We start from the raw sequence: 13,143 nt of genomic DNA, 5'->3' as shown, positions 1-13,143 counted from the left end.
TTATGATTTATTCATCATTACTTCCTCTTCCATCGCTTCAAACAACGCGTGAATGTTATCTAAACCGAAACCTTCATAATAATTTACACGTTGTATGATTTCATAGAAGAATGTTGCTCTATCGCCAATAGGTGCTGTAAATACTTGTAGTAAAAACGTATCGTCAATCACATCACATAAAACGCCGTGTTTCTGCATTTTATCAACATCGAGCTTTGGATATTTTTTGCGCAAATTGTTGTAATAAGAATCTGGAAACGATGTGAATTTTACGCCGTTTTTTCGCAGTATTTCTACCGATTTAAAGATGTTTGACGATGAAAACGCAATGTGCTGAATTCCAGAACCGTAATTTTGATCGATGAATAATTGTACTTGTGTGTTTTTGTGTTGATCAGGTTCTACCAAAACGTTATTGACTTGTTTATCGTCCGTTTGCAACACTTTTAAATACATTCCTATTTTATTTTCGCCATCTTTTTGGCGTTCATCAAAGCAGGATACCGTTTTGGATGAGAAAATGTTGTTAAAGTACGTTTCCCAAATTTTAATTTCATTGATTCGCAATGCGCTGGCAATATGGTCAATATCTTGCAAATAGGACTCTTCTTTGTCAAAATCCCATTCACCGCTTTCTACAGGTTCAAACCCTGGCATAAAAACGCCGTCATACTTATCATAATCGACAAAGACAATTTCGTTATCATCAAAAATTTTCACAGAGGCCATATCTACCGAACCATGCGCATCTGAAATGGTGTACGGAAAACGCATCGGAACTGCACCTTTTTCTAAAGCATTTTGATAAAAAGTTGGCACATCTTTAATTTTTACGCCAATTCTTTTGATTCCATTTCCGTGCAAATCGACAAACGATACAATTTGATATGATTTTGGATTGGAAGCTGAGGTGATGACCAATTTGATATCATTTTTTACGATGTAATACGAACATTGTTCCGGATAGCCCGTTTCTGGTCCGCAGTACGCTATGACTTCAAATCCGAGGGCTTTTACGTGCCAGTAGACGACCATTTTCGCCATTCCGACATAGTATTCTATAAAGTCATATTCGACTTTTAAGAAGTCTGATTCAATTAATTTTTTTTCCATGGTGTAATAAGGTTAATAAGTATTATGTATTGGTAATTTTTGTAGCGAGAAAACGTACCAAGTTTTCAATCGCTGTTTCTATTTGATTTATTTTGACATAACTGTATGCTATTCGGATTTGATTTTCACCTCCTTTAGAGAGATGAAAGAAAGACATCGGTGTAAAGATGACATGATAGTTTTTTGCACAAGCAGTAACGTCTTCTTTGGTTATGGCAAAAGGCAATGTAAGTGTTAAAAAGTAACCGCCTTCAGGCACATTCCAAGAAACCGTTTGCAAAGTTTCATTTTGAGAAGCATTGATATACTTGGTCAATGATGCCAATACACTATCTCGTTTTTGACGTACGTTGTGACACTTTTCTTCGTTATATTTTTGAAGTGAATAGTTATTTTTGAGCAATACTCCTCCTAAAATGGCTTGTGGAATTGCAGGTGAATTTACCGTGGTATAGCCTTTTATTTTGGCAACAATATCGCTCAGTTTTGTGCCGTCTTTAAACACTTTATCAGTGACCATCACGCCCATTCGTAAGGATGGATGCAAACTTTTAGAAAACGAGTGCAGATAGATTACATTTCCTTCTGTATCAAGCGATTTCAACGTTGGATAGGCTACGTCTTCAAACACAAAATCTCCGTAAGCATTGTCTTCAATAATCATGAAATTGTGCGTTGCTGCCATTTGCAACAGCTTTTTACGCTTTTCAATCGGTGTGCGAATTCCTGTAGGATTTTGAAAATCGGGAATGACATATACGGCTTTGACGCGTTTTCCTTTCGTTATTGTCGCTTCAATGGTTTTTTCCAATGCTTCCAAATTGATTCCTTCTGCATCTACAGCTATTGGAGCAGTTTCGTAACCGTTAATCAACGCAAAGTGACTGATTCCCACATAGGAAGGATCTTCCACACAAAACACATCCTCATCACGATTCATAAGTGCTAACAAAGAAAGAATCATGCTTTCTTGCGAACCTACATTTACAATGATATCCGCTGGTGAGCAATCAATTTGATAGTCGTTTTTAAGATATTTAACTACAATATCGTTGATGATTCCTTTGGTTCGGTTGTATTGTCCCAAACTTCTCAAAAAGGCGTCGGTGGAAACATTCGTTTCCTTGCTTCTAAAATTCACAAACATATCCATGTATTCCTGTGCATGTTGTAAATCGAAAAAAGATTCCTCAGGTCTTCCAGAAGCCATCGAAATGGCTTCTGGAAAGTTGAGTTGTACTTCATTTAGGAAGCCCATTACATCTTCTTCTAGCTTGTTGAGTGATTTGTTTGTCATTGTTGCTCTAATTAAGCGTTGATGTTGGTTGATAGCAAATCTTCTGCAAAGAGTTCTTTTCCAAAGGAATCGTCCATTTTTTCTAGAATTTCTTTGCTGCATACTAAGGTTACTTCCAACGCATTGGCATATTCAATACAATTTAAGTGTATGCCTGGCATTACGTACATATTGGTCAAGTTGCGCGTGCTGTACACTTGCGAAAGACTGTGTTTTTTGTTTTGCCAAATTTGATAATTGAACTGTCCCGCCATCACCGCATCAATGTTTTTGTTGTATGCGTGTTGTGCATCTTGTAACATGGTTGTATACGGAATTTGCTGGTATTGACGCGCTTCTAAGTATTGTTGATAACTCTGTAGAATCAATTCGTTTTGTGATAGCAATTCGTTTTTAATGATTGGCAATGGCAGTAGATTATCAATTACACCAATCATAGTTTCCATTTCCAAATTCGCCACTTGTTGCTCTCTTCCATTCACCATGACACCGACAATTTCTTTTTCTGGTGCCAACGTTTGCAATAGTTTTTGGTAATATCCATACAATACTGCTGAAACAGGTACGCCCACACTTGCCGCCAATTCTTTTAACAGCTGTAATTTGGTACTGTTTAGCACAATTTTTTGTTCAACGTATCCAGAAACTTCTAATGAAATGCTGTTTGTGGTTTCGTGTTGAATTGTTTTATTTAAGAGGTTTTTCCAATAGTTTCTTGTCGTTTCAGCTTGAGCGGAATTCAAGAAATTTTGCTGCCATGCTACAAAACTGAAATAATCCTCTTGTGAATTTGTAGTTACATTTTCTCCGTTGAAGTATGCTTTGAAAGCAGTTTCAATCGCATTGTTACTATACGCATCCAATAAAGCGTGATGCGTGCTAAACACTATTTTTGCTGAGTTTTCGTCCTTTTCGAGAATAAAAATTCTGAGCAATGCACCATACACATCAAATTCGCTATGCATGCGCTCATTTATATTTGTAATTGTTGCGGCATCATAAATTTCAATAGCAACTTTTGCAGCGTTTGCATATTGTTGCGTTACCGTAGTTCCGTTGTTTGCAAACTGAATGCGTAGCATTGGAAATTGTTCTAAAAATGCTCGTAACGATGTTTCAAAGTCGATTGTCGTTGTAAAAGGAATTTCCGCAGTAAAACTTACTTGACTGTGTGGCAATCGGAAGAAACGTTCTTGATTTCCTGAAATATTTACCACTTTTTGCGCTTTCCAATCGGTTGAAGTTGCGGTAATTTCTTCCTTTTTACTTGGTTGCATCGCTTTAGCAATGGTTTCAATTGTTGGATTGTTTAGCAGATTTTTGATTTCTAAATCGTATCCTGCTTTTTTCAATTGCGAAACTACTTTCAGCGATGTGATAGAGTTTCCGCCTAAGAGATAGAAACTATCGAACATGCTGATATTGCTCGTTTGCAAGATGTTTTCCAGAATGCTTGCCAATACCTTTTCTTCTTCGGTACTTGGCGCTACGTATTCCACTTGTGTGTTCAACGCGGTGCCTTCTATTTTTGACAAGGCAACTTTGTCCACTTTACCATTCACCGTGAGTGGAATTTTATCTAACAACGTGAATTTCGCTGGAATCATGTACACAGGTAGTTTTTCAGCCAAATGTGTATAGATTTCCGTTGCTGTTATTGCAGATGAAGCTACGATAAAGGCCATCAATTCTTTTTCGCCCGAAGTGGTTTCTCTAACAGATACGACTACTTCTGAAATTGCTGTCATTGCTTTTAATTGTGCTTCAATTTCACCCAACTCAATACGATGACCACGAATTTTTATTTGATCGTCTTTACGTCCCACATACGCAATGTTTCCATCTGCCAAACGTTTTCCTAAGTCGCCCGTACGGAACAGTTTTGCTCCTTTTTGGAACGGATTTTCAATGAATTTCTGCTCTTTTTGATCTAAGTTCATATAACCAGCCGAGACACAATCGCCCGAAACACATATTTCGCCTGTAACGCCAATTGGAACAATTTCCAACGCTTCGTTCATGATGTAGATTTGCACGTTTCCAATTGGTTTTCCGATAAGAATATTCTTATTTGACGCTTGAAAAGCAGTTTGCGTTCCTGTAAAACGTTCAGTCGCAATGGCTGCTTGCTCTTCCAAGATGCTTTGCAAATCTTGCTTTGTGGTGTACGGATTCATAAAAACCGTGCGCATTACGACATGATCTTCTTCATTTTGTTCTTTTTTGATGCGCGTGTACGATACAAATGACGAACCTTTTTCTAGCTGTAGTGCATGAATTTTCAAATTGACTTCGTTTATCGCTTTGATATCTTCATCCGTCAGCGTTGGTAAGTTTCTGTATGCTTGTGGAATGAATTGATACAATACAATATTTAAGTCTGGCTTGTAAAACAAACGAAATGCAGGATGCGCTTCTATCAATGCCGCAAAGGTTTGTGCCGTTTGATAGTTGTTGTGAATGACTTCTGCAAAGGACTCTTTCCCATACGTGCTTAGTATTCCGTGCAGTATCAAACTGTTGAAATTACGCGTTCCTTCAATGGTGTGTTTTCCTAAATCGTAACTTCCTTTTCGTGCTTGGTAGTTGGAATTATGCTCCGAAGCCGAGGCAAAACTCGTATCGTTGAACAAGCAAATACTCAATCCGATTGGTAAATACATTTGCTTGTGCGCACAGATAGATACTGAATCTGCAGCTGCAATTCCTTTAAATTTTGGCTTCAATTGGTCGTCCATCAAGAAACTTCCGCCAAAAGCAGCATCTACATGAAAATGCAATTGATGCTCTTTGGCGATATCGCCCAACATTTCTAAGTGATCAATGTTTCCAGATTCCGTTGCGCCAGCAATTCCCACAATTCCGATAACTAAGGTTCTTGCCGCTCGCAATGCCTTAATTTTGTTGGTGATTTCTGCGTGAATTTCCTCAGTAGTTTTGTGATCGTAATCAAATTCAATAAATGCATCTGAGCCCAAACCTGTAAGCTTCATGGCTTTGTCGAACGAGTAATGACACATTTTAGAGCCTAGTAACGCTACATTTTCATAACCATAATATTTTAATGCAGCAATCAATCCTTCTTTTTTGATGCCTTTAAAGTTTCCTTTTGGTCCTAGTTTGTGATTTAGAATGTAACTAACTGCAGTAATGTTGGAAATGGTTCCGCCATTGGTGATGATTCCGAAGGTATGATTGACATCTTGCAAGGTTTCATCATAAAGTGCCGTTGGTTTGTCGAATACCAGTTTATGAAAATACCCTATGATTTGACGCTCAATCAGCGTGGCAGCCATTGAGGTTTCAATTTTTACCTGATTTTGATTTAACGCAATGACCAACGCGCCTAATTCGCGAACAATAGCAGGAATTGGTCCAGTCATGTGTCCGATGAATTTTGACGCAGCAACATTCATCACGTTTGGCAATATTTCGTTTTTGAGCAGTTGTATATATTCTTGTGACGAGTATTTTTTCTCAAAGTCCAATCCTTTGTACATATCACTTTCTAATAGCGATGCAAATGAATTGGCTACAATGGTATCATCATGCTCACGATTCGTAATTAACGTATCGATTTCATCTTTGAGCGAATGCTTGAATAAATCGAATTTCGCGTATGTATTGTACTTTTCGGAAGTATCGTAATACGTGGCATCTGCCGTCACTTCTGTTGAACCGTAAATGTTGAGTAATTTGATGTCTGCACGTCTGAATGTGTTGTAAAAACGTTGCACATCATTTTCTTTCAATGCTTCTCCACTACTCACCCAAAGATTCAGTTTTTGAAGTTTGGTTTGACATAGTTCTTTTTCAGCCAACAGTGCGCGTAATAAACTTGGCACTAATACAATTCTGCTCACCTTGTCTTTGCTGAGTTTTTCGATGAATTGTGGAATTTCCAAGATTTCTTCTTTGTTGTAGAATACGATTGGAGTTCCTTTGAGTAACGGTCCAAAAAATTCCCAAATATGGTCTACGAAACTGAGTGATGTTTTGGCACAGCATACTTCAGAAGCTTCAAAAGGATAGGTCTCCCACATCCAATTGAGACGATTAATCACACTTTGTGATGCAATTTTCACACCTTTTGGAACTCCCGTTGAACCTGAGGTATAGATAATCGCTTCTGTAGTATTGCCTGCTTTTCGGTCAATTTTGACGTTGCTTGTAGCTTCAAAAGCATTCATCAATTTGAGTGTTTCCGCGTCTATTTTGAGTACCGAATGACTGTTTTCAGCGTAGAAGTTTACACGTTCTTTAGGCGTGCTTGGGTCAACAGGAACGCACACGGCTCCTATTTTCTTTACGGCTAGTAATGCTGCCATCATTTCTGCATTGTGTGGCAAGCTTATGATGACGCAATCCGTTTGTTGTACACCTTCTTGTTGTAAATATGACGCGTAGCGTGTTGCCAATTCGTTCAACTCCGCGTACGTATGATTTTTTTCGTTTCCTACAATTGCTGTTTGGTGCGGATGTTCAGTAGCATATTTTTCGAATATGTCAATTACCGTCACGTTTTTTGGATAGGAGATGTTTGTTCCGTTGAAATCCAACAGCAATTGTTGTTTTTCCACCTCGTGCATGTAATCCAAGTCCGAAAGTTTGGCAGATTTGTTGTCTAAGAATGCTTCTATCAAATTGTGGAAATGGTTCAAACAGCTTTGTACACCAGCTTCGTCATATTTTGTATTGTCGTATCTAAAATCAACGATGAGTGCATTGTTTTCAGGATATCCAACTACGTTAAAGTCATAATTGGTTTGTTCAATAAGATTGGTGGCACCTGTAATGGTTAATCCGTTTGAAGTCGTATTATTGGTTGCTTCTTGAGTTTCCGCTGCTTTTTCGCCTTCTTCATATTCTTGTACGTGATAGTTTTCAAAAATCATCAAATGATTGATAAGGTCACTTCCCAATTCACTTTGCGATTGCACTTCCGATAAGGTCAAGTAATGATGCTTGTTTCCTGCAATCGTATCTTGGTGAACATTTTTGAGGATTTCTTCCACCGTAGTGTCATTTTCGTATTGCACGCGCACGGGAATGGTGTTTACAAATAACCCAATCATGTCCTGAATTCCATCCAACTCGGCAGGTCTGCCCGAAACAACAGCACCATACACCACGTCTTTGGTGTTGTTGTATTTTGATAATAAATATCCCCAAACTGTTTGCAAGAAGGTGTTTTGCGTAATGGCAACTTCACTACAAAACGTCGTTAATTTATCATATACCTCATCTTGAATGGCAAAACTTTTCGTCGTATTGATTTGGATGCGATTCGTTGTGTTTTCTGTTGATTTGAAAGGAATTTCAACAAATTCTGCATACGAGCCTAAATATTCTTTCCAATAGGCTAACGATTTGTTTTCGTTGAGTTTTTCAAGCCATTGAATGTAATCTGAATACTTGTAATTTACCGTAATATCTACTTCTTCATTAGCTTGTAGACTTGCAATTATTTTATAGAAATCGTTGATTAAAATGCTCACACACCAACCATCCATGAGAATGTGATGATGACTCCAAATAAATTCGTATCTGTTGCTTCCAAAGTCTAGCACGTGCAATTTCATCAAAGAAGCATCGTTTAGATTGAAACCGTCTTCCTGCGTTTTGCGACGCACTTTTTCCGTGAATGCTTGCATTGCTTCCGCAGAATGTTCGCCTTGGTATTTTTCGTAAATGAAGTTTCCTTTTAGGTCTTTGTGTACGATTTGAAGTGGCGTTCCAGCATATTCGTTGGTAAATCCTGTTCGCAATGCTGCATGTTTTGCGACTAAATATTGATACGCTTTTTCAATCATTTGAATATCAATACTCGCTTCCACACGATAAGAAGTTTGTTCAAAGTAGAGTTTTGAAGAACTTCCAGTCAACCAATCGTAATAGATTCCTTGCTGCAACGGCGATAGTTTGTAAATGTCTTCTATGGTTCCTTTTTTGGTGATTTCTGATAATTCTTCAACAGTTATTTCTTTAAATGTCAAGTCAGAAGGCGTAAGTTGTGCGTGTTCCTTTGCAACGATTTCTGCAATGAGTTGTTCTAGATTTTCTTTGAAGGCATCTTTGAGTTGCTGCATCGTGCTTGCTGTGTAGAAACCTTCTGGATAGCGAATAGTCATTTGCAAACGTCCATTGGTCATGATTCCAGAAACGTTGAGCAGACTACTTTCTTCATTTTCTGTAGCCACACTGCGACCAATATTGTCTGAACTTAGATTGAACGTGGTTGTTTCCGTATTTTCTGTGCTAGATGCTGCGCCAAATTCACCTAAATAGTTGAATAACAAACTTGGAGTAACGTCTAACTGAACATCTGAACGCAGGTATTTTAACATTCCATATCCAATTCCTTTGTTTGGTATGTTACGGTAATTTTCTTTGATTGCGATGAGTGCATCACTTTTTTTCTGGGTGTTTTTGATGTTTAAAATCACAGGATAGGTTGTCGTAAACCAACCCACAGTTCTGCTGATGTCTGTGTTTTCTAATATGTCTTCACGTCCGTGACCTTCTAATTCTATGACACTGATGTCCAAGTTATACGTATCTCGAATTGCCAATGCCAATCCTGTAAGCAAGGCTTCGTTGATGTTGGTATTGTACACTTGGTGAAATTTTGTTTGCAACGCTTGCGTTGTTTCTTCACTCAGTTGGAAACCGATTTCTTTTTGTGCGAATTTGGTATTGCTTTCCGAAGTTGATTCTATCGGAATTGGTGTAATGGTTTCTTTTAACAAGTCTTCCCAATAGACTTTTTCAGCTAACATTGCATCACTTTCTGCTTGTTGTTGTAAAGCTTTTGCCCAATCTTGGAAAGAATTTGTTTTTTGCGGTAATTTGATGGTATTTCCTGTACGTCTTTGTTCATACGCCGTAGCGAAATCTTCCAGTAAAATTCGCCAAGAAACGCCGTCAATTACTAAATGGTGAATGATGATGGCAATGCGATCTTCTTGTTTGAGTTTGAAATGTGCGACTTTAATTAAAGGCCCGTTTTGTAAATTGAAACTCGTTTGTAAGTTTTGACCAATGGTTTGTATGCTTGCTGCCGCATTGTCATCTTCTGATAGATTGTGGAACGAAACTTCGTATGTAGCTGGACTGTATTTTTGATTGATTTGTGTCCAGCCGTTTGCTGTTTGTTCGTAACGCATGCGTAATGCATCGTGATGTTTTACGAGCGCTTCCACAGTTTCAATCAACAGTCGATTGTTGATACGAACTGCACTTTGTAATACGACAGATTGGTTGTAATGTGTTTTGTTTTTGATTTGATTGCTTTCAAATAGATAGTGCTGAATTGGCGTTAATACTACTTCTCCTGTAACTTCCGACTGGTCTACGATATGCGTTACCGCTACCATGTGTGTTGCCAAGTCTTTGAGTTTTGGATAGCGTAAAATGTCGTCAATTTTTAATGCATAACCTTCTTGTTTTAAGCGTGAAATCACCAAAATTGATTTGATAGAATCGCCTCCTAAGTTGTAGAAACTGTCTTCAATGCTGATGTTTTGCTTTTTAAGAACGCTTTCCAAAACATTGACCAATACTTTTTCTTCTTTTGTTGTGGCTTCTTGGTACGCAACGCCAGAGTTAATAGTTTCACCTTCGTAATTTTCAAGATATCTTTTGTCTACTTTTCCGTTTTTGGTAAGTGGAATTTTGTCTAATTGTACAAAGCTTGCAGGAATCATGTATGCAGGCAGGTTTTCCTCTAAGTCTTTTCGTAAGTCGCTTCCATTTAGCGCTTTTTCTGCAACTACAAAAGCTACCAGTTCTTTGTTGCCTTCTGCATCTACAATAGCAATAACCGCAGCATCTTTGATATAAGTAAGTTCTAACAGGCGTTTTTCAATTTCGCCCAATTCTACACGATATCCTCTAATTTTTACCTGATCATCAGCTCTTCCGATGAATTCGATGTTTCCATCTGCGGTCCATTTACCTAAATCGCCTGTTTTGTACATGCGTTCTCCTTTTCGGAAAGGATTTGGAAGGAATTTTTCGTTTGTTAATTCTTCTCGGTTTAAATAACCAACTGCAAGATTGTTTCCACCAATGTACAATTCGCCTACAACGCCAAGTGGCATTAGTGCATGTTCTTCCGAAAGTACATATATTGGTGAGTTGTCAATTGGTTTCCCAATGGTGATGTTTTCTATATGTTCAGGAATTTCACAAACACTTGCCCATACGGTGTTTTCCGTTGGTCCGTATTCGTTGTAGAGTTTGCAGTTGGTAGTTTTTTCGTAATGCAACGCTACTAACGGTTTCGGCAAGGCTTCTCCCGCAAGGATGACACGTTTTAACGCCATTTCCACAAATCGCTCATCACTAATGATGACTTTGTAAAACGATGGAACACCCAAAATTCCTTCTATTTTTTGTGTTTTTAATACGCTTAGAATTGCCTCTGGATTTTTGAGTGTTTCGTTATTTACTACATGCAAGGTTCCGCCCGTAGTCAACGTATTCCAAATAACGGCAATGGAGGAATCGAACGCGAATGATGGCACTAATAGAAACGAATTGATGTTTTCTTCGTAATAGTTGTTTCGAACTATTGTGGAGTTTGTGAGCGTGTAATGATTTACCGCTACGCCTTTTGGCATTCCTGTTGAACCTGAGGTGTAGATGATATATGCCAAATTGTCCACCGAAGCTTTTGGTGTGAAGTTAGACACATCTTCTGTTAAGTATTCGTCTTCTACATCTAGTGCAAACAATTCACCTTCAAAATAATCCATGTCAAACGCATAGGTAGCTTCTGTTATGACTACCGAAACATCGCTATCATTCAACATGTGCTTTTTACGGTCTTCTGGTATGTCCGTTGCTATTGGTAAGTATGCGCCGCCCGCTTTTAAGATGGCTAAAATAGCAACTACTACTGTTTCGTTTCGCGATAAGTGTATTCCAATAATGGTATTTGGCTCAATTGTGTACCTAGATAGTAAATAGGCTGCTAATTGATCGGTTTGCGTGTCTAGCTCTTGATACGTTAGACTGCGATTTTCATAGGATACAGCAATATTTTCTGGAGTTTTTGCTACTTGTTCTTTGAAGTAAGAAAGAATGGTTTTTCCATGAACCAATTCTTTGACTGTCGGATTGAAATCTTCTAGTTGTTGTGTACGTTCTTCTTCTGTAAGAATATTGATAGCATCAATAGATTCGTTAGGAGCTTCCAAAACAACTTGAAGTAAGTTTCTGAAATGTTCCATAAAACGAACAATCATCGCTTCTTCATAGACAGAAGTATTGTACGTGACATCAAAATGAAGCAAATCTGAAATGACATTAATTCCAATATCTAAATCAAATTTCGATAAGACCAATCCGTTGTCTTTTATACCATCTTCATGAAATTCACTGTTTTTTTCTTTTGTTTCAATGTTGAGATAGGTAATGAAAACATCAAAAAGTGCACTTCTTGACGGATCTCTTGTGATGTTTATATCTTCTACTACTTTGTCAAAAGGATATTCTTGATGTGAAAAATCACTTAGAATTGATTTTTTAATTTTTGAAAAGAAATCGAGAAAAGTTGTATTTCCTTCTAACTGGTTTCTGAGAACAATTGTGTTTACATAAAAACCGATTTGCGTTTCTAATTCCGACATAAAACGATCTGCTGTAGACGTTCCTACCAAAATGTCGGTTTGTCCTGTGTATTTGTATAATAATACTTTTAAAATTGCTACCAAACCTGTATATAAACTGGTGCCTTCTTTGGTACAAAATGCTTTTAATTTTTCGACATGTTCTTTAGAAACCGCCATACTTAAGCGATGACCTTCGTGACTCATGATACGCGGACGTACTTTATTTGTCGGTAAATTGATTAATCCTAATGAACCCGATAAACGATCTTTCCAATAGGCTTTGTGTGGTTCGTATTTTCCAGAAGTAAGCTGTTCCAATTGCCACACGGAGAAATCTTTGTATTGAATTGGAAGTTCGGGTAATGGAGAAACTTGTTCCAGAGCAAACGATTGGTACAACGTCATAATGTCTTGTAACAGTATGCTAGACGACCAACCATCAAATACCAAATGATGAATACAGAAGTAAAAAGTATAGGTGTTTTCAGCTAATTTAAACAGACAAATACGAATTAGCGGTCCTTCGGAAAGTACAAACGGTTTTTTAGCATCTTCGTCAATATACGCTACCATTGCTGCTTTTGGATTGTCCGCTACGCTTACATCTTTTTCTTCTATCGAAAGGTTGAAAGATGTTACAGGAATAATCCATTGACGAACTTCTCCAAGATGGTTTTCTTTAAAGATTGTTCGTAATACCTCATGACGTTCAATACAAGCTGTTACAGCCTTCTTGAATATGTCCGTATCGCATCCTATTGGCAGTGAACGATAGTCATGAATGTTATACAAGCCAGCCATGTCTTCATATTGACTAATGACCCACAAACGGCGCTGATTTAAAGACATTGGATAGTTTTTCTGCTCCGCAGCTTTGGTAATTTCCATGTCTGTATGCGCATTGTTTTCTTTTAAGTATGCAATCAACTCTGCTTTATTAGCTTTGAGTTGTTGCACCAATGCAGGCGCTATTTTTTGCCCATAGGATTTTATTTGTAAGTTATCATCTTTCAATGAAACTTTAATATTAGCTTCCCTTAGTATATTTAGTAACTTTTTTACTTCTGTATTCATAAAGTTTGTTGTAATGGTGTAGGTTTATATATCGAATAGCTT

At 37.8% G+C, this 13,143-nt stretch carries 3 protein-coding genes; all 3 read right to left on the bottom strand.

Going from position 1 to position 13,143, the window contains the following annotated elements:
- The 3 genes from C8N46_RS09285 to C8N46_RS09275 are packed head-to-tail and all read right to left on the bottom strand — an operon-like array spanning position 1 to position 13,101.
- Positions 1-1,113 (bottom strand): VOC family protein, encoded by a 1,113-nt coding sequence (locus tag C8N46_RS09285; RefSeq protein ID WP_108114624.1) that lies wholly within the window; start codon positions 1,111-1,113, stop codon positions 1-3.
- Positions 1,114-1,135: 22 nt separating this feature from the next.
- Positions 1,136-2,410 (bottom strand): aminotransferase-like domain-containing protein, encoded by a 1,275-nt coding sequence (locus C8N46_RS09280; protein ID WP_158269121.1) that lies wholly within the window; start codon positions 2,408-2,410, stop codon positions 1,136-1,138.
- Between the two features lie 11 nt (positions 2,411-2,421).
- Positions 2,422-13,101, bottom strand: a complete 10,680-nt coding sequence (locus C8N46_RS09275) for a non-ribosomal peptide synthetase (protein WP_108114622.1) — start codon at positions 13,099-13,101, stop codon at positions 2,422-2,424.
- Positions 13,102-13,143 lie beyond the last annotated feature (42 nt).

Source organism: Kordia periserrulae (assembly GCF_003054265.1).
GTDB lineage: Bacteria > Bacteroidota > Bacteroidia > Flavobacteriales > Flavobacteriaceae > Kordia > Kordia periserrulae.
Note: the sequence above shows the minus strand (reverse complement) of the source record. Positions and strands in the feature narration are given on the sequence as shown.

Bases quoted from the DNA above. Each gene is read 5' to 3' on its own strand.
- C8N46_RS09285 (WP_108114624.1), bottom strand. From the start codon at position 1,113: ATGGAAAAAAAATTAATTGAATCAGACTTCTTAAAAGTCGAATATGAC.
- C8N46_RS09280 (WP_158269121.1), bottom strand. From the start codon at position 2,410: ATGACAAACAAATCACTCAACAAGCTAGAAGAAGATGTAATGGGCTTC.
- C8N46_RS09275 (WP_108114622.1), bottom strand. From the start codon at position 13,101: ATGAATACAGAAGTAAAAAAGTTACTAAATATACTAAGGGAAGCTAAT.